General features: G+C 73.3%; 22 protein-coding genes. 12 read left to right on the forward strand and 10 right to left on the reverse strand.

Annotated elements, in window-relative coordinates; all coding sequences use genetic code 11:
- Positions 1-24: 24 nt before the first annotated feature.
- From MUK52_RS13400 to MUK52_RS13415, 4 genes are all read left to right on the forward strand, one after another.
- The gene (locus tag MUK52_RS13400; RefSeq protein ID WP_114058394.1) at positions 25-660 is read left to right on the forward strand and encodes a hypothetical protein; all 636 of its coding nucleotides are present in this window, start codon (positions 25-27) and stop codon (positions 658-660) included.
- A 101-nt stretch (positions 661-761) separates the two neighbouring features.
- Positions 762-1466: a two-component system response regulator CseB gene (gene cseB, locus MUK52_RS13405; RefSeq protein ID WP_114053582.1), complete on the forward strand. Its 705-nt coding sequence runs from the start codon at positions 762-764 to the stop codon at positions 1464-1466.
- Positions 1463-2776: a two-component system sensor histidine kinase CseC gene (cseC, locus tag MUK52_RS13410; protein WP_114053581.1), complete on the forward strand. Its 1314-nt coding sequence runs from the start codon at positions 1463-1465 to the stop codon at positions 2774-2776. The genes cseB and cseC overlap by 4 nt, the downstream gene beginning before the upstream one ends.
- A 67-nt stretch (positions 2777-2843) precedes the next feature.
- Positions 2844-4133, forward strand: a complete 1290-nt coding sequence (locus MUK52_RS13415) for a LamG domain-containing protein (protein ID WP_284576439.1) — start codon at positions 2844-2846, stop codon at positions 4131-4133.
- Between the two features lie 58 nt (positions 4134-4191).
- Here MUK52_RS13415 and MUK52_RS13420 read toward each other — a convergent pair whose 3' ends face one another.
- Positions 4192-4794, reverse strand: coding sequence for a M23 family metallopeptidase (locus MUK52_RS13420; RefSeq protein ID WP_284576441.1), 603 nt, complete (start codon positions 4792-4794; stop codon positions 4192-4194).
- A 423-nt stretch (positions 4795-5217) separates the two neighbouring features.
- Positions 5218-7743, reverse strand: a complete 2526-nt coding sequence (locus MUK52_RS13425; RefSeq protein WP_114053578.1) for an ATP-dependent Clp protease ATP-binding subunit — start codon at positions 7741-7743, stop codon at positions 5218-5220.
- 449 nt (positions 7744-8192) lie between these two features.
- Between MUK52_RS13425 and MUK52_RS13430 the strand changes: the two genes are divergently transcribed.
- Complete coding sequence (locus MUK52_RS13430) at positions 8193-8762, forward strand: SCO3374 family protein (protein ID WP_284576443.1); 570 nt, start codon at positions 8193-8195, stop codon at positions 8760-8762.
- Here the strand turns inward: MUK52_RS13430 and MUK52_RS13435 are convergent.
- The 7 genes from MUK52_RS13435 to MUK52_RS13465 all read right to left on the reverse strand — a co-directional run bounded on the left by MUK52_RS13435 (position 8741) and on the right by MUK52_RS13465 (position 12703).
- Positions 8741-9079 (reverse strand): histone-like nucleoid-structuring protein Lsr2, encoded by a 339-nt coding sequence (locus MUK52_RS13435; RefSeq protein ID WP_114053576.1) that lies wholly within the window; start codon positions 9077-9079, stop codon positions 8741-8743. The genes MUK52_RS13430 and MUK52_RS13435 overlap by 22 nt on opposite strands.
- A gap of 164 nt (positions 9080-9243) precedes the next feature.
- Positions 9244-9774 carry an amino-acid N-acetyltransferase gene (locus MUK52_RS13440; RefSeq protein WP_114053575.1) on the reverse strand — a complete coding sequence of 177 codons (531 nt, stop codon included), beginning with the start codon at positions 9772-9774 and terminating at the stop codon, positions 9244-9246.
- Between the two features lie 9 nt (positions 9775-9783).
- Positions 9784-10257, reverse strand: a complete 474-nt coding sequence (locus MUK52_RS13445) for a BlaI/MecI/CopY family transcriptional regulator (RefSeq protein WP_114053574.1) — start codon at positions 10255-10257, stop codon at positions 9784-9786.
- A gap of 111 nt (positions 10258-10368) precedes the next feature.
- Positions 10369-10536 carry a hypothetical protein gene (locus MUK52_RS13450; RefSeq protein ID WP_174250333.1) on the reverse strand — a complete coding sequence of 56 codons (168 nt, stop codon included), beginning with the start codon at positions 10534-10536 and terminating at the stop codon, positions 10369-10371.
- 14 nt (positions 10537-10550) lie between these two features.
- Entirely contained in the window at positions 10551-11195 is a 645-nt protein-coding gene (locus MUK52_RS13455; RefSeq protein ID WP_284576448.1) for a hypothetical protein, read from the reverse strand.
- A gap of 100 nt (positions 11196-11295) precedes the next feature.
- Positions 11296-11481, reverse strand: coding sequence for a DUF397 domain-containing protein (locus MUK52_RS13460; RefSeq protein ID WP_114053572.1), 186 nt, complete (start codon positions 11479-11481; stop codon positions 11296-11298).
- A gap of 73 nt (positions 11482-11554) precedes the next feature.
- Positions 11555-12703, reverse strand: coding sequence for a threonine aldolase family protein (locus tag MUK52_RS13465; RefSeq protein WP_284576451.1), 1149 nt, complete (start codon positions 12701-12703; stop codon positions 11555-11557).
- Positions 12704-12800: 97 nt separating this feature from the next.
- Between MUK52_RS13465 and MUK52_RS13470 the strand changes: the two genes are divergently transcribed.
- From MUK52_RS13470 to MUK52_RS13490, 5 genes are read left to right on the forward strand one after another with little or no spacing between them, the layout of a single operon-like run.
- Complete coding sequence (locus MUK52_RS13470) at positions 12801-13751, forward strand: Rossmann-like and DUF2520 domain-containing protein (protein ID WP_114053571.1); 951 nt, start codon at positions 12801-12803, stop codon at positions 13749-13751.
- On the forward strand, positions 13748-14752 hold the full coding sequence (panC, locus tag MUK52_RS13475; protein ID WP_114053570.1) for a pantoate--beta-alanine ligase: 1005 nt from the start codon (positions 13748-13750) through the stop codon (positions 14750-14752). The genes MUK52_RS13470 and panC overlap by 4 nt, the downstream gene beginning before the upstream one ends.
- Positions 14749-16482 (forward strand): L-aspartate oxidase, encoded by a 1734-nt coding sequence (locus tag MUK52_RS13480; protein WP_114053569.1) that lies wholly within the window; start codon positions 14749-14751, stop codon positions 16480-16482. Before panC ends, MUK52_RS13480 begins: the two co-directional genes overlap by 4 nt.
- Positions 16479-17447, forward strand: a complete 969-nt coding sequence (gene nadC / locus MUK52_RS13485) for a carboxylating nicotinate-nucleotide diphosphorylase (protein WP_114053568.1) — start codon at positions 16479-16481, stop codon at positions 17445-17447. The genes MUK52_RS13480 and nadC overlap by 4 nt, the downstream gene beginning before the upstream one ends.
- Positions 17448-17450: 3 nt before the next feature.
- Positions 17451-18260: a type III pantothenate kinase gene (locus MUK52_RS13490; protein WP_114053567.1), complete on the forward strand. Its 810-nt coding sequence runs from the start codon at positions 17451-17453 to the stop codon at positions 18258-18260.
- A 26-nt stretch (positions 18261-18286) separates the two neighbouring features.
- Here MUK52_RS13490 and MUK52_RS13495 read toward each other — a convergent pair whose 3' ends face one another.
- A complete protein-coding gene (locus MUK52_RS13495; RefSeq protein WP_114053566.1) occupies positions 18287-18496 on the reverse strand; it encodes a hypothetical protein in 210 nt (69 codons plus the stop codon).
- A gap of 107 nt (positions 18497-18603) precedes the next feature.
- Between MUK52_RS13495 and MUK52_RS13500 the strand changes: the two genes are divergently transcribed.
- Together MUK52_RS13500 and MUK52_RS13505 are read left to right on the forward strand one after the other, a co-directional pair.
- Complete coding sequence (locus MUK52_RS13500) at positions 18604-19725, forward strand: DUF5937 family protein (protein ID WP_284576454.1); 1122 nt, start codon at positions 18604-18606, stop codon at positions 19723-19725.
- A 173-nt stretch (positions 19726-19898) separates the two neighbouring features.
- On the forward strand, positions 19899-21452 hold the full coding sequence (locus MUK52_RS13505; RefSeq protein WP_114053564.1) for a M28 family metallopeptidase: 1554 nt from the start codon (positions 19899-19901) through the stop codon (positions 21450-21452).
- Positions 21453-21490 lie beyond the last annotated feature (38 nt).

Raw genomic sequence — 21490 nt, forward strand, 5'->3', positions numbered from 1 at the left:
AGCGGCAAAGGGCCGCTGGTACTGATGTCGGCGGGGACGATCGTCCTCGTCGGCACCGTGCTGTTCGCGGTCGGCTGCTCGGCCGCGGGGACGGGGCTGCGCGACGGCGGCCCCGCCCGCACGGAGACCGTCGCGAAGAGCGGCTCGCCGCCGGCCCCGGCGGGCACCGCGCCGAGTGCGCCGGGCGGGTCGGGGAAGCCGTACCAGAAGGTCGACCCGGTCGCCCTGCTGATGGCGGACCCCAAGGTCAACCCGCAGGTGAAGCGGGACCTCAAGCCCTGCACGGGCAAGGAGTACCCGGTCGACGTCAGCTACGGGAAGGTCACCGGCGGCCCGGCCGCCGACATCGTGGTGAACGTGCTGTCCTGCGCCGACGCCCTGGGCCGCGGCTCCTACGTGTACCGGGCCGAGGACGGCAGGTACGAGAATGTGTTCTCGGACGAGCAGCCGCCCGTCTACGCGGAGATCGACCGGGGCGACCTGGTCGTCACCAAGCCGGTGTACGGCAAGAGCGACCCGCTCGCCTACCCCTCCGGCGAGGACGTGGTCACCTACCGCTGGGACGGGGAGAGGTTCACCGAGCACGACCGCGTGCACACCGACTACAGCAACATCGACGGCGGGGCCCTGCCCGCCCCGGCGGTCAGCCCGAAGGGCTGAGGCGCCGCGCCGGCACCCGGGGCGACCCGGCGCCGGCAGACCCAGGACCCGGGCCCGGGCGGCCCGCCGACGAAGCGAAGATACCGAGGCGAGGCGTGCGCATGGCCGAGACCCATGTCCTGTTCGTGGAGGACGACGACGTCATCCGCGAGGCCACCACCCTGGCGCTGGAGCGCGACGGGTTCACGGTCACCGCCATGCCCGACGGCCTGTCGGGCCTGGAGTCCTTCCGGGCCTGCCGGCCCGACATCGCCCTCCTGGACGTGATGGTGCCCGGCATGGACGGCGTCAGCCTGTGCCGCCGCATCCGCGACGAGTCCACCGTCCCCGTGATCATGCTGTCGGCGCGGGCCGACTCCATCGACGTGGTCCTCGGCCTGGAGGCCGGCGCGGACGACTACGTCACCAAGCCGTTCGACGGCGCCGTCCTCGTCGCCAGGATCCGGGCCGTCCTGCGCCGCTTCGGCCACGCAGGCGGCCCGAACGGGGCCGGCGGGCCCGGCGACGGCGGGCCCGGGAACGGGATCCTCGCCTTCGGGGACCTGGAGGTCGACACCGAGGGCATGGAGGTCCGCAGGGCGGGCGCGCCGGTGGCGCTCACCCCGACCGAGATGCGGCTGCTGCTGGAGTTCTCCTCCGCGCCCGGCACCGTGCTCTCCCGGGACCGGCTGCTGGAGCGGGTCTGGGACTACGACTGGGGCGGCGACACCCGTGTCGTCGACGTCCACGTGCAGCGCCTGCGCACCAAGATCGGGCAGGACCGGATCGAAACGGTCCGCGGCTTCGGATACAAGCTCAAGGGATGAGACGCTTCACCTTCCGCACGGGCATCCGCTGGAAGATCGCCTCGGCCATCGCCGCCGTCGCCGCGCTCGTCGTCGTCGCCCTGAGCCTCGTCGTGCACAGCGGCGCCCGGACCTCGATGCTCGACAGCGCCCGAGAGGTGCAGCTCGACCGCGTCCAGTTCATCGCCCGCAACGTCGAGGCCGGCCGCAAGCCGCCGATGGGCGCCAAGCTCAACGACCCCGACCTGCCCGCGGAGTTGCGGGAGAAGGCCAAGTCGGGCCGGCGCGGCACCTACATCCAGGAGTCCCGCAGGGGCCTGCCCGAGGTGTGGGCGGCGGTGCCGCTCGGCAACGGCCAGGTCCTCTCCCTGCACACCACCTTCAAGGACAGCGCCAAGCTGGTGCGCGACCTCGACCGGGCGCTGGTCGTCGGCTCGCTGACCGCCGTCGTCGCCGGCGCGGCCTTCGGCGTGCTCATCGGCGGGCAGATCTCCCGGCGGCTGCGGAAGGCCGCCGCCGCCGCGCAGCGCGTCGCCCACGGCGACCCCGACGTGCGGGTCCGGGACGCCGTCGGCGGCGTCGTCCGCGACGAGACCGACGACCTGGCGCGCGCGGTCGACGCCATGGCGGACGCCCTCCAGCAGCGGCTGGAGGCCGAGCGGCGGGTGACCGCGGACATCGCGCACGAGCTGCGGACCCCGGTGACGGGCCTGCTGACGGCGGCGGAGCTGCTGCCGCCGGGCCGGCCGACCGAGCTGGTCCTGGACCGGGCGCGGGCCATGCGGGCGCTCGTCGAGGACGTCCTGGAGGTGGCCCGGCTGGACAGCGCGTCCGAGCGGGCGGAGCTCCAGGACCTGGCGCTGGGCGAGTTCGTGGGGCGCCGGGTGGCGGCGCAGATGCCGGAGGCGACCGTCCGGATCGTCGCGGACGAGATCGTCAGCACCGACCCGCGGCGCCTGGAGCGGATCCTCGGCAACCTGCTGGCGAACGCGGCCCGTTACGGGCGCCCGCCGGTCCAGGTCGACGTCGAGGGCCGGGTGGTCCGGGTCCGCGACCACGGCCCCGGCTTCCCCGAGGCGCTGCTGCGGGAGGGCCCGAGCCGGTTCCGCACGGGGTCGACGGACCGGGCCGGCGGGGGCCACGGGCTGGGGTTGACCATCGCGGAGGGGCAGGCGCGCGTGCTGGGCGCACGGCTGACGTTCCGGAACGTGGCCGCCCCGGGCGGCTCGGACCAGGAGGGGTCCGCCGCGGGTGCGGTGGCCGTCCTGTGGCTGCCGGAGCACGCGCCGACGGCGACGGGCAGCTTCCCGATCGTCCGGCTGCCGGAGTGAGCGGCGGCATACGGGGGATGGGACCGGGTCGTACGCCTGTACGGCGGCGTGTTCTAGCATCCCTGGCATGACCGACGGCAAGCATCCCCCGAACACCCCGCAGCCCGAGCCCGCTCCGGGGAACAGCGGCTACGGGTTCCCGCCGGTCCCGCCGGCACCCGGCGGCGGCTACGGCTTCCCGCCCGGACAGCCCGCGGCGGGCGGCGGCTTCGGCCCTCCGCCGGGCGGGGCCGCCCCGCAGGGCGGCTACGGCTTCCCGCAGGCGGGCGCCCCGAACCCGTACCGGCAGGACGGCACCGGCGCACCGGCCGGAGCGGGAGCGCCCGGAGCGCCGGGAGCGCCCGGCGGGCCGTTCCAGCAGAATCCGACCATGCCGCCCGCGCAGTGGCCGCCGGCCGGGCTGCCCGTCCACGAGGCCCCGGCACCGGCGCCGTTCTACGCGCAGCAGTCCGGGCAGCCCGACTGGGAGGCGCTGGCCGACCGCACGGCGTCCGAGCGGCGCAAGAAGAGGACGTGGGGGATCGTCGGCGGCGCGACCGTGCTGGCGCTGCTCGCCGGCGGCGGCGCGTTCTGGCTGCTCGGCGGGGACGGCGGGGAGCAGCCGCAGGCGGACGGCCGGCCGGCGGCCTCCGAGCCGGGCTCGCCCTCGCCGAGCGGCTCCAAGAGCAAGAAGCCCGTGGACAACAGCCCCACCGTCAAGGACGACCCGACGCAGATCCGGGACCGCGCCGGCAAGGCGCCGCTGAAGATGGGCCCCGACGCGGGCGTCTTCCCGATCGACAAGCGCTTCGAGATCCGCACCAGGGGCGGTGAGAACTCCTACGCGGAGTCCGAGAAGCAGATCGTCGACACGTCCAAGAGCTTCACCGTCTCGGCCCGCGTCTGGGTCCGCTCCACCAAGGGCCGGCAGATCGCCGTCAGCCAGGGCAACGAGAAGTCGTCGTCGTTCGCGCTGGGCCTGGACCAGGTGAAGGGGAAGCCGGCCTGGGTGTTCCGCGTCCAGACCGGGGACCAGGGCGCGGACGCCACGACCGTCGTCGTCAGCGGCAAGAGCTCGAAGATGGAGAAGACCTTCGCCGAGCTGACCGCGACGTACGACGCGGAGCGCAAGCAGATCGCCCTGTACGTGAACGGGAAGAAGGCCGGCGAGGCGGCGGTTCCCGGCATCCACGACGCGAAGGGGCCGCTCCAGCTGGCGCGGGTCCGGCACGAGGACAAGTGGACGGCCGCGTGGAACGGGGCCATGGACAGCATCCAGACCTATGACAAGGCGCTGTCCGCGGCGCAGGTCGACACGCTGAAGCCGGGCAAGGCGAATGCGTCGGTCGAGCCGACCGGGGCCTGGCTGCTCTACTGAGCCCGCCCGGCGGGGGAATCCCCGCCGGGCCTGCCGTGCCGTTCGGAGGGGCTCCGGGTCAGAGGGTGACGCCGGCGGCGCGCAGGAAGGCGACCGGGTTGACGGAGGAGCCGTAGTTCGGGGTGGTCCGGATCTCGAAGTGGAGGTGCGGGCCGGTCGAGTTGCCGGTGTTGCCGGAGAGGGCGATCTGCTTGCCCTTCGCGACCTTCTGGCCGACCTTCACCTGGATCTTGGACAGGTGCGCGTACTGCGAGTAGGTGCCGCCCGCGTGCTTGACCACGACGGCGTTGCCGTAGGCAGGGCCGTCGCCGCCGCCGTTGGGGCCGGCCTTGACGACGACGCCGGCGGAGACGGACTTGACCGGGGTGCCCACCGGGACGGCGAAGTCCTGGCCGGAGTGCTTGCGCGACCACAGGTTGCCGCCCTTGCCGTACGTGGCGCTGAGCGTGTAGGTGGAGAGCGGCTTCTGCCAGGCGCCGGCCTTGGCGGAGGCCTGGGCGGACGCCTGCGCGGCGACCAGCTCGGCGGTGGCGGTCAGGCTGGTGGGGGCCTCGTCGGCGAACGCGGAGCCGGTCCCGGCACCCAGGGCCAGGGCCGCACCGATGGCGGTTGCGCCGATGGCGAGACGGGTACGGGGGGTGGTGACGCGCTTCGCGGACATGAAAGACCTCCGGGGCCGGGGACAAGGGCAGTCAGGCATCAGGCGGCCCGGCACGCTGTGCGACCGGGTGCCGGGCTTGCCCCTCATTGGTAACCCGCGCCCCACGCCATCCCCAAACGTCCCTTTTACTACCCCGGCTCGTAGCCGGGGGTCGTGTGACGCAGGCCGTAGACCGCCCGCTGCCAGCACTGATGCCAGGGGCAGGGTGGGGACAAATCGGACACTGGATCTACGAAAGGTCATAGGACGTCCGTTTTGCCCTGTGCCCCTTGTCACCGGCCGGAGGCCCCTGCGGGCCCTGCGGGGCGGGTTCCGCGGCCCGGGGAGTGCCCGCGGGGGCGCCGCCGACGCAAAGGGCGGCCCCGGAACCGAGTGGTTCCGGGGCCGCCCTGGTGCGTCAGGCCGCCTGTGCGGACCGCGCGGTCACGCGCCCTTGCTCAGGTCCGGGCCGGAGCCCGTCGCCTCGATCGGGGGGAGGTCCGGCAGGGCCGACTTCTCCTCGCCGCGGAAGGTGAACTTGGCGTCCTCGCCCTCACCCTCCTTGCCGACGACCACGATGTGGCCCGGGCGCAGCTCGCCGAAGAGGATCTTCTCCGACAGGATGTCCTCGATCTCGCGCTGGATGGTCCGGCGCAGCGGGCGGGCGCCCAGGATCGGGTCGTAGCCGCGCTTGGCGAGCAGGAGCTTCGCGTCGCCGCTCAGCTCGATGCCCATGTCGCGGTCCTTCAGGCGCTCGTCCACCTTGGCGATCATCAGGTCGACGATCTGGATGATGTCGTCCTGCGACAGCTGGTGGAAGACCACCGTGTCGTCGACACGGTTCAGGAACTCGGGGCGGAAGTGCTGCTTCAGCTCCTCGTTGACCTTGGCCTTCATGCGCTCGTAGCCGGTCTTGACGTCGCCCGTGGCGGCGAAGCCCAGGTTGAAGCCCTTCGAGATGTCCCGGGTGCCCAGGTTGGTGGTCATGATGATGACCGTGTTCTTGAAGTCCACGACCCGGCCCTGGGAGTCGGTCAGGCGACCGTCCTCCAGGATCTGGAGAAGGGAATTGAAGATATCCGGGTGGGCCTTCTCGACCTCGTCGAAGAGGACGACGGAGAACGGCTTGCGGCGCACCTTCTCGGTGAGCTGGCCGCCCTCTTCGTAGCCCACGTAGCCGGGGGGCGAACCGAAGAGGCGGGAAACCGTGTGCTTCTCGCTGAACTCCGACATGTCGAGGGAGATCAGCGCGTCCTCGTCGCCGAAGAGGAATTCGGCGAGCGTCTTCGACAGCTCGGTCTTACCGACACCGGACGGGCCGGCGAAGATGAACGAGCCGCCGGGGCGCTTCGGGTCCTTCAGACCCGCACGGGTGCGGCGGATCGCCTGGGAGAGCGCCTTGATGGCGTCCTTCTGCCCGATGACGCGCTTGTGGAGCTCGTCCTCCATGCGCAGCAGGCGCGAGGACTCCTCCTCGGTCAGCTTGAAGACGGGAATGCCGGTCGCGGTCGCGAGGACCTCGGCGATGAGCTCGCCGTCGACCTCGGCGACGACGTCCATGTCGCCGGCCTTCCACTCCTTCTCGCGCTTGGCCTTCGCGGCGAGGAGCTGCTTCTCCTTGTCGCGGAGGGAGGCCGCCTTCTCGAAGTCCTGCGAGTCGATCGCCGACTCCTTGTCCCGGCGGACACCCGCGATCTTCTCGTCGAACTCGCGGAGGTCCGGCGGTGCGGTCATCCGGCGGATGCGCATCCGGGAGCCGGCCTCGTCGATCAGGTCGATCGCCTTGTCCGGCAGGAAGCGGTCCGAGATGTAGCGGTCGGCCAGGGTGGCCGCCTGCACGAGGGCCTCGTCCGTGATGGAGACGCGGTGGTGGGCCTCGTAGCGGTCGCGCAGGCCCTTGAGGATCTCGATGGTGTGCGGGAGCGAGGGCTCCGCCACCTGGATCGGCTGGAAGCGGCGCTCCAGGGCCGCGTCCTTCTCCAGGTGCTTGCGGTACTCGTCCAGCGTGGTGGCGCCGATGGTCTGGAGCTCACCGCGGGCCAGCATGGGCTTGAGGATGCTGGCGGCGTCGATCGCGCCCTCGGCGGCGCCCGCACCGACGAGCGTGTGGAGCTCGTCGATGAACAGGATGATGTCGCCGCGGGTGCGGATCTCCTTGAGGACCTTCTTCAGGCGCTCCTCGAAGTCGCCGCGGTAGCGGGAGCCCGCGACCAGGGCGCCCAGGTCCAGGGTGTAGAGGTGCTTGTCCTTGAGGGTCTCGGGCACCTCGCCCTTGACGATGGCCTGCGCCAGGCCCTCGACGACGGCGGTCTTGCCGACGCCGGGCTCGCCGATGAGGACCGGGTTGTTCTTGGTGCGGCGGGACAGCACCTGCATGACCCGCTCGATCTCCTTCTCGCGCCCGATGACCGGGTCGAGCTTGGATTCGCGGGCCGCCTGGGTGAGGTTGCGGCCGAACTGGTCCAGGACGAGCGAGGTCGAGGGGGTGCCCTCGGCCGGGCCGCCTGCGGTGGCCGACTCCTTGCCTCCGCCGGAGTAGCCCGAGAGCAGCTGGATGACCTGCTGACGGACCCGGTTGAGATCGGCGCCCAGCTTCACCAGGACCTGGGCGGCGACGCCCTCGCCCTCGCGGATCAGGCCGAGCAGGATGTGCTCGGTGCCGATGTAGTTGTGGCCGAGCTGGAGGGCCTCTCGGAGCGAAAGCTCCAGGACCTTCTTCGCCCGCGGGGTGAAGGGGATGTGCCCGGACGGGGCCTGCTGGCCCTGGCCGATGATCTCCTCAACCTGCTGGCGAACAGCCTCGAGCGAAATCCCGAGGCTCTCCAGGGCCTTAGCGGCGACACCCTCACCCTCGTGGATCAAGCCCAGGAGGATGTGCTCGGTGCCGATGTAGTTGTGGTTGAGCATCCGGGCTTCTTCCTGAGCCAGGACGACAACCCGCCGCGCGCGGTCGGTGAACCTCTCGAACATCGTTTATCGCTCCTCAGAGCGGTCGGGCAGTTCGGGGTCGGTCCCCGCCCTGTCCTTCCGCATGCTAGTCCCGCGGGGCGGGACAGCTCATTCCAACTGCCGACATCCGTCCGCGGCTCACCCCCGTGTCCTGGGGAAAACCGGCTCCAACAGCCGACAACTGCTCCAACCCGATGGTGCGAGACGATGTTCCCGCAGGCCAGGCAGATACCCGTCACACGTGTACGCCGATGGCGAACGGAACCGCTCAAATCAGCGTGTCGCCCCGATCCACTAGGAATGTCTTACCCGTGCACACTGACACTCCATGCCCGCGGCACCGCGTCCCTCCGCTACGGGCGAACACGATTCCGTCCCGAATGCGGGACTCCGCCGGCGGCGGGCTTTACGTTCCGCACCTGTCGGGACGCCCAGCGTAACCCGGCGGGCCTCCCGGAGTTGCTCCGGGCATGGCCTTCACCGTTCCGCCGCCCCGCTCCGCCCCGGACGCCGGATTCGACTCCTGGTACGAGGACGTCCTCGGCTGGCCCGTGGTGGGCGGCCCGCCCGGCGCACTGCCCACCGGGATCCGGTTCGACGCCCTGGAGCTGCCGTCCGATGCGGGGGCGGAGCTGCTGCGGCGGACCGTGCCGACGGGTCCCGTCGCCCTGGAGGGCGGCCGGATGCGCTTCCTGCTGGCCGCGGGGAGCGCAGACGAGCTGGGCGGGCTGCTGGACTGGCTGGAGTGGGGCGGGGTCGCCCTGGACCTCACCGCCCTGGGTGGGGGCGGTGCCTTCACCGCCCCGGTCCCACCGGGGCGGTGGCCGCGGGGAAGCCTCCGGGGGGCCGCCGTGTGGCTGCGGCCCCCCGGACCGGGGTGCGAGGCCCTGCTGCCCGCCCTGCCCGGTCCCGGGCGGGGCGGCGGGGCCGCGGACCGGCCCGATCTCGTGCGCCTGGTAGCCGCGGCGGCGACGGAGTGCCACCGGGCGCGGCTGCGGCGGCGCACGCCGCTGAGCGGTCAGCCCTTGGCGTTCTCGTAGGCCTCGCGGATCTCGGCCGGGACGCGCCCGCGGTCGTTGACGTTCATCCCCTGGGCCTTGGCCCACGCGCGGATCTCGGCGGTGTCCGGGTGTCCGGAGCCGGAGGCGGCGCGGCCCTTGGCGCGGCCGGCTGCGGCACGGCCGCCGGTGCGGCGCCCGCTCTTGGTGTACGGCTCGAGCAGACCACGGAGCTTTTCCGCGTTGGCGGTGGTGAGGTCGATCTCGTAGGTCTTGCCATCCAGAGCGAACGTCACGGTCTCGTCCGCCTCGCCACCGTCGAGGTCGTCGACAAGAAGGACCTGAACCTTCTGTGCCACCGGATTTCCTTTCATCGAAAAGCAGTACGCGGAAAGGAAACCGCTTTTCCGGGGAAAACACAAACCCCCGGGGAGAGGTTCAGGACCGCAACGGGGAGGGAAACGTGCGCGATTCGGACATAGGCCACAGGTGCGCGGACCCCGGGAAAAGCCGCCGTGATCGATCAGAGACGCAGAAGCATGCGGCTGTTGCCCAACGTGTTCGGCTTCACCCGTTCGAGACCGAGGAACTCGGCGACGCCCTCGTCATAGGAACGGAGGAGCTCCATGTAGACATCGGTCTCGACCGGGGTCTCCCCGATCTCGACGAAGCCGTGCTTCGCGAAGAAGTCCACTTCGAAGGTGAGGCAGAAAACCCGGCTGACGCCGAGGGCGCGGGCGGTCTCCAACAACTGCACGAGCAGGAGGTGGCCGACACCGCCCCCCTTCACGTCGCGGTCGACGGCGAGAGTGCGGACTTCGGCGAGGTCCTCCCACATGACGTGGAGAGCGCCGCAGCCGACGACCACGCCGTCGGAGTCCCGTTCGGCCACCCAGAACTCCTGGATGTCCTCGTAAAGGACGACGGGGGCTTTGTCGAGGAGGATCCGCTGGTGCACGTACTGGTCCAGCAGTCTGCGCAGTGCGCGGACATCGCGGGTGCGGGCACGGCGGATCGTCACCGTTTCTGCGGGGGCAGCGGAAATGTCGGCCATGGCCGGACGCTATCGCCCCGGTGCCGCGGCCTGCCCGGCGGAGCCCTCCGCGGCCGGCGGCTCCTGCGGGGGCGGCTCGGCGGCGGCCGGGGCCTGCGGGGCCGGTTCGGCGGCCGCCTCGTCGTCGTGCTGGACGATGCGGATGGCGTCGCGGAGGGCCTCGCGCTGCTCGGCGGACATCATGCCGAAGAAGGCGACCAGGGCGGCGGCCGGGCTGTCGCTGGTCGACCAGGCCTCGTTCATCAGGGCGGCGGAGTAGGCGGCCCGGGTGGAGACGGCCGTGTAGCGGTAGGCGCGGCCCTCGGCCTCGCGGCGGACCCAGCCCTTCTGGTGGAGGTTGTCCATCACGGTCATGACCGTGGTGTAGGCGATGGACCGCTCCTGCTGGAGGTCCTCCAGGACTTCCCTCACCGTGACGGGGCGGTTCCACTGCCACACCCGCGTCATGACGGCGTCTTCGAGTTCTCCCAAGGGCCGGGGCACACCTGCACGATAGTGCGGAATGTACGGAATTGCCCGGTCATGCGCGCGGAAAGGGGCACAAAAATCGGGCGCACGGCCGGAAGGCCGTACGCCCGGGTCGTGCTCGGCCCGTCAGGGCTGCGACTGCCGGGCGGACTCGGCGCGGGCGAGCGCGGCGTCGACGGCCGCGTCCTCCTTCGCCTTGTTGGCGCCGCCCTGGCTCTTCACGATCGTCACGATGAGGGCGATGAAGAACGCGGCCATGACGACGGGGGGAAGGAGCGCGGAAACGTAGTCCATGCCCCCCAGCGTAGCTACCCGGCGGCCAGGTCCGCCGCCGGGGGCGGGGTCGGCCTGCGGCGCGGCGGGAACACCTCGCCCGGGGTCGGTACGGGCCGCTGCGCGGGCCGCTCGCCCGGCCGCTCGCCCGGCCGCTCCGCGGGCCGCTGGGGCCGGGCCGGCTCCTTCGGGCCGGGCTTGGGCCGCGGCGGCGGCTCCTGGCCGCCCTCCCGGCCGCCGGCCAGTGCCAGCAGCCGGGTGCGCGGCGGGCCGACGACCGGCCTGCGGCGGGGCAGGGGGTGCTCGGCCGCGGTGCGGATCCGCTCCAGCAGCGCCTCGGCGGCCGGGTGCGGGCGCAGGCCGCGCAGGGCGTCCAGGTCCTCGGGGAGCGGCTCGCAGCCGGCGGCGAGGGCGTCCGCGAGGAGTCCCAGGTAGCCGGAGCGGCTGCCGGGGAGGGCTCTGCGGTAGCGGTCGAGGTCGGCGAGGAGGAACGCTCTGAGCCGGCCCGCCTCCCGGGCCGCGTCGTCCACCGCCTGGGCGAGGTGCAGGCAGTCCTGGACCTCGGCGGCCGTCGGCGGGGCCGGTGAGGGCTGGAGGGCACGGGCGAGCGTGCGCCTGAGCACGCGCAGCTCGGCGGCGCTGAACGCCATGCCGCCGCGGGTTCCGTAGGGCGTGGGCATGGGCCGAAGATACGCGCTAATCGGACAAAATCCCCTGATCGTCGCGTTTGCGGCGCGGCGGCCGGGCGGCGCCCGGGGGACCCGCGGCGACCGGCCTGCGTCAGCCGTGCTCCTTGACGGCCCGCAGGAAGTCGGCCCACGCGGCCTGCGTGGTGGCCAGGACGAGGTGCGCCGGGTCGCTCAGGTCGGCGACGCGCACGAGGTGGCCGGGGGCGGCGGACACGTAGACGCAGGCATCTCCGTCGCCGCAGTACGAGGACTTCTGCCAGGCGGGGTGAGCGGTCATGTGGTCTCTCCTCCGAGGGACGGGCTGGTGCTTCCCGTGGTGGGACGGTAACTCCGGGGCGGGCCCCGTTCGGCTACTTCGGCCGAATTCGGTGCGTCGTGGCCGGTTCCAGGCGGGTGGCGAAGGATTCCACGGCGCGGACGACGTCCTCGGCGCTCCACTCCAGGCCGGGCGCGCCCACCTCCGCCTCCGTCACGGACAGGCCGGGCACGGGCCCCGGCGACCAGCTGCGGAACAGCATCGTGCCGGTCTCCTCCGCGAGCCGGATCCCCGCCTCGGTCAGGAGGTCCGCCGCGTACGGCAGCCACACCTGGAACTGGTGGGTGTGCGGCTCCTCCGGATGGATCCGGAACCAGGGCGTCCCGGCGGCGGCGAAGCCCTCCCGCAGGGCCTTGGCGACGGTCCGCGCGTGGGCGACGTACAACGGCAGCCGGGGCAGCTCCCGCTCCAGTCCGGCCAGCGCCGACAGGGCCTGCGGGAACTGGCGGAAGACCTGGCCGCCGTAGCGGTGGCGCCACACCCGGGCCTCCTCCACCAGCGCGGCCGGCCCGGCGAGGGCGGCCCCGCTGAGGCCGCCCAGCGACTTGTAGAAGGAGACGTAGACGGAGTCGGCGAGTCCGGCGATCTCGGGCAGCGGGCGGCCGAAGCGGACGGTGGACTCCCACAGCCGGGCCCCGTCGAAGTGGACGACCGCGTCCCGCTCCCGGGCCGCGCCGACGAGCTCTTCGAGCTCCTCCCAGGACGGCAGCAGGAAGCCGGCGTCGCGCAGCGGCAGCTCCAGCACCAGCGTCCCGAACGGCTCCGCGAGCCCGGCGACCTCCTCGGCGGTCGGCTGGCGCGGCTCCCGCGTCGGGTGGACCGTGCGCAGCCCCGAGACCAGCGACAGGGCGCCGCCCTCCCACACCTCGGGGTGGCTCATCGGGTGCAGGGCCACGACCGGGTTGCCGGTGCGGCCGGCCCAGCAGCGCAGGGCGACCTGCTGGGCCATGGTCCCGGAGGGGAAGAAGGCGGCGGCCTCCATGCCGAGCAGCTGCGCCACGCGCTCCTCCAGGCGGGCGACGACCCCGTCGCCGTACAGGTCCGCCGGCTCGTCGGGGTCCGGGGCGGCCAGGTCGGCGAGCAGCTCGCCGACCGTGGCCTCGCCCGCGCCGCGCCACAGCGTGCGCCGCGCGGTGCGGGCGGCCGCCACCAGCCGGTTCGCCCGCTCGATGTCATCCGTCATGGCCCAGATCATCGCTGATCGCGCCCGGCGGCCAGGGGCTAGCATGGCGGCGTATCGTCCGGTACCCCCGCGGACTGGAACGGAAGGCCCTTCCCGCGTGAACGCACCCCATCCGACGGAACCCCCGGATCCGTCCGCCCGGCCCGCCCGGCTGTCCGTCGGCGTCGTCGGGGCCGGCCGGGTCGGCCCCGCGCTGGCCTGCGCCCTGCGGCTGGCCGGCCACCGGCCCGTCGCCGTCTCCGGCGTCTCCGACGCCTCCCGCCGCCGCGCGGAGCGGATGCTGCCCGGCGTGCCGCTCGTCCCGCCCGCGCGGGTGCTGGAGCTGGCCGACCTGGTGCTGCTGACCGTCCCCGACGACGCCCTGCCCGGGCTGGTGCAGGGCCTCTCCGAGACCGGCGCCGTCCGGCCCGGGCAGCTCCTCGTGCACACCTCGGGCCGGTACGGGGCCTCCGTCCTGGACCCGGCCCGCCGTGCGGGCGCGCTCCCGCTGGCGCTGCACCCGGCGATGACCTTCACCGGCACCGAGGTCGACGTGCAGCGGCTCGCAGGCTGCTCCTTCGGCGTCACCGCCCCCGAGGAGCTGCGGCTCGCCGCGCAGGCGCTGGTCATCGAGATGGGCGGCGAGCCGGAGTGGATCGCGGAGGAGGCCCGCCCGCTGTACCACGCGGGCCTGGCCCTCGGCGCCAACCACCTCGTCACGCTGGTCGCGCAGGCCATGGAGCTGCTGCGCAAGGCCGGCGTGGAGCACCCGGACCGGATGCTCGGCCCGCTGCTGGGCGCCGCCCTGGACAACGCCCTGCGCTCGGGCGACGCCGCGCTGACCGGGCCGGTGGCCCGGGGCGACGCCGGCACGGTCGCCGCGCACGTGTCGGAGCTGCGCAAGCACGCTCCGGGCACGGTCTCCGGATACCTGGCGATGGCCCGTACGACGGCCGACCGCGCGCTGGCGCACGGACTGCTCAAGCCCGAACTCGCCGAGGACCTCCTGGGGGTCCTCGCAGACAGCGCCGACGCCGCGGGCGGCGCCGAAGGGAGCGACGGCCGGTGAGCCGCGACCTGCTGCTGATCGACACCGCCGAGGAGCTGGCCAAGCTGCCGCGGGCGGGCTCCGGCCCGCGGGCCGTCGTCATGACCATGGGCGCCCTCCACGAGGGGCACGCGACCCTGGTCCGCACCGCGCGCGAGCAGGCCGGGCCCGAGGGGCAGGTCGTCGTCACCGTCTTCGTCAACCCGCTCCAGTTCGGCGCGAACGAGGACCTCGACCGCTACCCGCGCACCCTCGACGCCGACCTCGCCCTGGCCCGGGAGGCCGGCGCCGACGCCGTGTTCGCCCCGGCCGTCGAGGAGGTCTACCCCGGCGGCGCGCCGCAGGTCCGGATCAGCTCCGGGCCCATGGGCGGGCGGCTTGAGGGCGCCACCCGGCCCGGGCACTTCGACGGGATGCTCACCGTCGTCGCCAAGCTGCTCCACCTCACCCGCCCCGACCTGGCCCTCTTCGGCCAGAAGGACGCCCAGCAGCTCGCCCTGATCCGGCGGATGGCGACCGATCTGAACTTCCCCGTCGAGATCGTCGGCGTACCGACCGTCCGCGAGGACGACGGGCTCGCCCTGTCCTCCCGCAACCGCTACCTGAACACGGCGGAGCGGCGCACCGCCCTCGCCCTGTCCCGGGCCCTGTTCGCGGGCCGCGACCGGCTCGCCGCGCAGGCCGCGCTGCGCGCCCGCGCCGAGGCCTCCCCCGCCAGCGACGAGCGGGCCACCGCCCTCGCCCGGCTCGGGGAGATCCGGGCCTCCGCCGACGCGCACGCCGTGTCCGCCGCGGGGACGGGCCTGCCCGACGCCGTGCGCGCCGCCTCGCTGCACGTACTGGAGGAGGCCGGGCGGCTCGACCCGCCGCTGGTGCTGGACTACCTGGCCCTGGTGGATCCGGAGGACTTCACCGACGTCGGCCCGGACTTCACCGGGCGGGCCGTGCTGGCCGTCGCCGCAAAGGTCGGCGCCACCCGGCTGATCGACAACATCCCATTGGAGTTCGGAGCACACTCGTGAGCACCCCTGGCGCAGCCTCCGCCGGCACCGGCATACGGCTGCACGCGCCCGCACCCGGCTGGGCCCTCGACGCCGACGTCGTGGTCGTCGGCTCCGGCGTGGCCGGCCTGACCGCCGCCCTGCGCTGCGCAGCCGCGGGCCGCAGCACCGTCGTCGTCACCAAGGCCCGGCTGGACGACGGCTCCACCCGGTGGGCCCAGGGCGGCATCGCGGCCGCCCTCGGCGAGGGCGACACCCCCGAGCAGCACCTGGACGACACCCTCGTCGCGGGCGCCGGGCTGTGCGACGGGGACGCGGTGCGGCTGCTGGTCACCGAGGGGCCGGACGCCGTGCGGCGCCTGATCGCCTCCGGGGCCCGCTTCGACACGTCCGCCGAGACCGGCGAGATCGAGCTGACCCGCGAGGGCGGCCACCACCGGCGCCGCATCGCACACGCCGGGGGCGACGCCACGGGCGCCGAGATCTCCCGGGCACTCGTCGAGGCCGTCCACGCCGCGGGGATCCGCACCGTGGAGAACGCCCTGGTCCTGGACCTGCTCCAGGACGCCGGGGGCCGCACCGCCGGCGTCACCCTGCACGTCATGGGCGAGGGCCAGCACGACGGCGTCGGCGCCGTCCACGCGCCCGCCGTGATCCTCGCGACCGGCGGCATGGGCCAGGTGTTCTCGGCGACCACCAACCCGTCGGTGTCCACCGGCGACGGCGTCGCGCTCGCGCTGCGCGCCGGGGCCGAGGTCTCCGACCTGGAGTTCGTCCAGTTCCACCCGACCGTGCTCTTCCTCGGGCCCGACGCGGAGGGGCAGCAGCCGCTCGTGTCGGAGGCGGTCCGCGGCGAGGGCGCGCACCTCGTCGACGCCGACGGCGTCCGCTTCATGGTCGGCGCGCACGAGCTGGCCGAGCTCGCGCCCCGCGACATCGTCGCCAAGGGCATCATGCGCCGCATGCAGGAGCAGGGCGCGCAGCACATGTACCTGGACGCCCGGCACTTCGGCGCCGAGATGTGGGAGCAGCGCTTCCCGACGATCCTCGCCGCCTGCCGCGCGCACGGCATCGACCCGGTCACGGAGCCGATCCCGGTCGCGCCCGCCGCGCACTACGCCTCCGGCGGCGTCCGCACCGACCTGCAGGGCCGCACCACCGTGCCCGGCCTGTACGCGTGCGGCGAGGTCGCCTGCACCGGCGTCCACGGCGCGAACCGGCTGGCGTCGAACTCGCTGCTGGAGGGCCTGGTCTTCGCCGAGCGGATCGCCGAGGACATCGCCCGCACGCAGCCCGCCGGCACCGGCCCGGGCATCCCGGTGCCCTCCACCGGCCCGCTCCAGCCCGCAGAGGCGCGCCAGGAGGTCCAGCGCATCATGACCGAGGGGGCGGGCGTGCTCCGCTCCGCCGAGTCGCTGCGCCGGGCCGCCGCCGCCCTGGAGGACCTGTACGCGACCGCGCTGTCGGCCCAGGAGGCCGACGGCAAGACCGCCGTGCCGGGGACCGAGACGTGGGAGGCCACGAACCTGCTGTGCGTGGCCCGGGTCCTGGTCGCCGCCGCGCTGCGGCGCGAGGAGACCCGCGGCTGCCACTGGCGCGAGGACTTCCCCGAGCGCGACGACGCCGCCTGGCGCCGCCACCTCGTCGTCAGGCTGTCCGCCACCGAGAAGCGGGCCCTGGTCGTCACCACCACCGACTCCGCGGACTTCCCGTCCGTACAGCACCCCCTGAGCCAGGAGCAGTCAACGTGAGCACCCCCGAACTCCCCCTGATCGAGCAGAACGAAGGCGGCTGCGGCGACGGCTGCGGCTGCGCCGACGGCGAGGAGAGCGGCCTGGACCCGGCGCTCGCCCGGCTGCTGGCCGAGGCCGGGCTGGACCCGGTCGAGGTCGAGGACATCGCCCACATGGCGCTGGCCGAGGACCTCGACGGCGGCGAGGACGTCACCACGGTCGCGACCGTGCCCGAGGACGCCGAGGCCGTGGCCGACTTCGTCGCCCGCGAGGACGGCGTCGTGGCGGGCCTGCGGATCGCCGAGGCCGTCTTCTCGGTCGTCTGCACCGAGTCCTTCGAGGTCGAGCGGCACGCCGAGGACGGCGACGCGGTGCAGAAGGGCGACGTGCTGCTGTCGGTGCGGGCCCGCACCCGGGACCTGCTGACGGCCGAGCGCAGCGCCCTGAACATCGTGTGCCGGCTGTCCGGCATCGCGACGGCCACCCGCCGCTGGGCGGACGTCCTGGAGGGTACGCAGGCGAAGGTCCGCGACACCCGCAAGACGACGCCGGGCCTGCGCTCCCTGGAGAAGTACGCGGTCCGCTGCGGCGGCGGCGTCAACCACCGCATGTCGCTGTCGGACGCCGCGCTGGTCAAGGACAACCACGTCGTCGCCGCGGGCGGCGTCGCGGAGGCGTTCCGGGCCGTGCGCGAGGCGTTCCCGGAGGTGCCGATCGAGGTCGAGGTCGACACGATGCACCAGGTCCGCGAGGTCCTCGACGCGGGCGCCGACCTGATCCTGCTGGACAACTTCACGGTGCCGGAGACCGAGGAGGCCGTCGCGCTGGTGGCCGGGCGGGCCGTCCTGGAGTCCTCCGGCCGGCTCACCCTGGACACGGCCCGCGCGTACGCGGAGACGGGCGTCGACTACCTCGCGGTGGGCGCGCTGACCCACTCCTCGCCCATCCTCGACATCGGCCTCGACCTGCGCGAGGCGGTGTAACCGGTGCTGCTCACCATCGACGTGGGCAACACCCACACGGTGCTCGGCCTCTTCGACGGGGAGGAGATCGTCGAGCACTGGCGGATCTCCACGGACCCGCGCCGCACGGCCGACGAGATGGCCGTCCTGATGCAGGGCCTGATGGGCACGCACCCGATGCTGGGCAGCGAGCTCGGCGACGGCATCCACGGCATCGCGATCTGCTCGACGGTGCCGTCGGTGCTGCACGAGCTGCGCGAGGTGACCCGCCGCTACTACGGCGACGTCCCGGCGGTGCTGGTCGAGCCCGGCATCAAGACGGGCGTGCCGATCCTGATGGACAACCCCAAGGAGGTCGGCGCGGACCGCATCATCAACGCGGTCGCGGCCGTCGAGCTCTACGGCGGCCCCGCGATCGTGGTGGACTTCGGCACCGCGACCACCTTCGACGCGGTGTCCGCCCGCGGCGAGTACGTGGGCGGGGTGATCGCCCCCGGTATCGAGATCTCGATGGAGGCGCTCGGCGTGCGCGGCGCGCAGCTCCGCAAGATCGAGCTGGCCCGGCCGCGGCACGTGATCGGCAAGTCCACCGTCGAGGCGATGCAGTCGGGCGTGGTGTACGGGTTCGCGGGCCAGGTGGACGGGGTCGTGACCCGGATGGCGCGCGAGCTGGCCGGCCCGCACGGCGACCCGGACGACGTGCGCGTGATCGCGACCGGCGGCCTGGCGCCGATGGTGCTGGGCGAGTCCTCGGTGATCGACGACCACCAGCCGTGGCTCACCCTGGTGGGGCTGCGCCTGGTCTACGAGCGCAACGCCCCGAACTTCGGCTGACCGGCCGGCCCCCGCGGCCCCCGCTCCTAGCAGGGCCGCGGGCGGGTCAGCAGGCGGCGGACGGCCGCGCGCCAGGGGTGTTCCGCCGCGCGGCCGTCGACGACCGCCTGGAACCGGGCGTACGTACGGGCCGCGCGCACGGCGGCGACGTCGTGGCGGCCCGGCGGCGGGGGCGGGGCCTCCTGGCGCTGGGCCGCCCGGTACGTGTCGATGAGGTACTGCTCGATCGCTGTCATCCCTCCACCCTGGACCCGTCCGGGCCGAACCGCACGACGATTGGCAACCGCCGTCAATCGACCGGGTCGTGCCTGGTCAGGAGGGTCCGTACGGCCAGAATGGCCCGATGAGCGTCACCATCGACATCGCCGGGCTGCCCGACGAGCGCATCGCGTTCGCGCCCTCCCCGCTCGCCGAGCTGTGCATGGCCCTGCACGCGCTGTCCCAGCCCGCCCACCACCCGGAGCTGGCCTCCTGGACGGCCGCCACGGCCGCCTGCCTCGACCCGTGCGTCGCGGACCGGCTGCTGGAGGGCGACTTCATGTGGCGCAGCTCGTTCGCCGACATATTCATGGCCTTCGCGGGGATCCCCGGCGGCAGCGGCCTGCCCGCGGGGACGCTCGCGGAGGAGCTCGACGTCCTCGACCGGCTGGACGACGAGCGGTTCGTGACGGCCGCCCTGGAGCACTGCTGGCTGGCGCTGTACAACGAGGGCGGCGGGCCGTCCCCGCTGACCGACGCGGGGGCGCGGGCCAGGGTGCTGGAGACGGCCGCGGCGCGCGGGCCCGGCCGGCTGGAGTTCTCGCTGCGGCTGCTGGACGACACCGCGTCCGTACGGGTGTGGCTGCGGCGGCTGCTGGAGGACTGCGACGAGGCGTTCTTCGCGCAGACGTGGCGCCGGGTGGGGCCGGAGCAGGCCGCGGACGCGCGGCACAAGGCGGAGGTGCTGCGCCGCAGGGGGCTGGCGGCCGCGCTGGAGGAGGTCTCCGGTGCCCTGAGCGTCGATCCGGAGCGGACCGTCATCACCGCGGACAAGATGGTGCACGGCACCGCGACCGCGACCGATCCCCGGATAGGCCCCGGACTGGTGTTCGTCCCGACGCACTTCGGCTGGCCGCACCTGCTCGTGCTGCACGCCCCGGGCTGGCGGCCGGTCGTGCACTACCCGGTGCGCCGGCCCGAACTGCCCTCCCCGGGCTCGGTCGAGACGCTCCGCCGCCGAATGGAGGCACTGGCGCACCCCATGCGGATGATGCTGTGCCGGAGTCTGGCCCGGGCGCCGTACACGACGAGCGAGCTGGCGCGGGTGCACGGCATCACCCCTCCGGAGGTGTCCCGTCACCTTTCGGCCCTGAAGAAGGCAGGTCTGCTGCATACGCGCCGTCAGGGCCGATATGCGCAGCACCAGTTGGATCTGGGGGCGGTTGCCCGGATCGGACCCGACTTCATCGAGGGCGTCCTGAGGTAGAGACAGCCGGTTTCGAACCATACGGATGTACCGATATATGGAATTCACAAACCGGAATCAGTGAAAACTCTGGCCAGATCCGCCTCCCCGTCTATAACGTGCGTCCACCACTCCCCCCACGTAGCGCGTTTCGCTTCCGTGTGTCCGCTCGCACCCGTCGTGGAAGGACCTTCATGCCGTCACGCCGTATAGCTGCCGCGACCGCCGCCCTGGCTGCCGCCGCCCTCGCCTCCCCCCTGCTCCTGGCCGGACCGGCCGGGGCGACCAGCCCGCAGAGCGACGCCGCCCGCGCCGACGCCCTGGCCAGGAAGCTGGTCAAGGACTCCACCGGCAAGGGCGCCTACAACCACCTGAAGGTCTTCCAGTCGATCGCCGACTACAACAACGGCCACCGCGCGGCAGGCTCCAAGGGCCACGTGCAGTCCGCCCAGTACGTGGAATCGGTGCTCCGCAACGCGGGCTACAAGGTCTCCCGCAACGAGTTCGAGTTCACGTACGTCGAGACGGTCGCGGAATCCCTGAAGGTGAACGGCGCGAACGGCCGCGACGTGCCCATCCACCTGATGACGTACACCGCGAGCGGCCCTGAGGACGGCATCACGGCGCAGCTCGCCGCGGCTCCCGTCGACGCCGACGGCACCAACGGCTGCGAGCCCGGCGACTTCGCGGCGGGCGCCTTCACCGGGAAGATCGCCCTGGTCAAGCGCGGCGGCTGCACCTTCGCGGTGAAGCAGGCCAACGCGGCGGCCGCCGGCGCGGTCGGCGCGGTCATCTACAACAACACCGACGGCGCCCTCAACGGCACCCTCGGCGACCCGGCCGCCGGGAAGATCCCGACCGGCGGCGTCACCCAGGCGGACGGCGAGAAGCTCGCCGCCGAGGCCGCGGCCGGCCCGGTCGAGGTCACCCTGGACATCCGCGAGCTGCGCGAGCAGCGCAAGACGTTCAACGTCATCGCGGAGACGAAGGGCGGCGACGAGAACAACACCGTCTTCCTCGGCGCGCACCTGGACTCGGTCGCGGCCGGTCCGGGCATCAACGACAACGGCTCGGGCTCCGCCGGCATCCTCCAGGTGGCGCAGCGCCTGGCGAGCAGCCAGAACAAGGTCAAGAACAAGGTGAAGTTCGCCTGGTGGTCGGCCGAGGAGTTCGGCCTGCTCGGCTCCGAGGCGTACGTCGGCGGCCTGACCGAGGCGCAGAAGAAGCAGATCAAGCTGTACCTGAACTTCGACATGATCGGCTCGCCGAACGCCGCCTACTTCGTCTACGACGGCGACGACTCCGACGGCGTCGGCGCCGGCCCGGGCCCGGAGGGCTCCGCCCAGCTGGAGCGCGGGATCACGGACTTCCTGGACTCGAAGAACATCCCGCACGAGGGCACCGACTTCACGGGCCGCTCGGACTACGGCCCGTTCATCGAGGTCGGCATCCCCTCAGGCGGCACCTTCACCGGCGCCGAGGGCATCAAGACCGCGGCGCAGGCGGCGAAGTTCGGCGGCGAGGCGGGCAAGGCCTACGACCCGAACTACCACGCCGCGGGCGACGACCTGTCCAACATCGACAAGAAGGCCCTGGACATCAACGTGGACGTGATCGCGGACGCGGTCGGCCACTACGCCCACGACCTGGCGCCGCTGTCGCGCCCGGTGGTCTCGCAGCCGACCGGCGGCAACGCCGGCAGCGGCGGCGGCCTCCACGACGGCCACGGCCACGAGGTGACCGAGTAGGACCGGGGCTGAGCAGCGCCGGCGGCAGCCGGCCTGCG

Source organism: Streptomyces sp. 2P-4, from assembly GCF_030167965.1.
Lineage (GTDB): Bacteria > Actinomycetota > Actinomycetes > Streptomycetales > Streptomycetaceae > Streptomyces > Streptomyces globosus_A.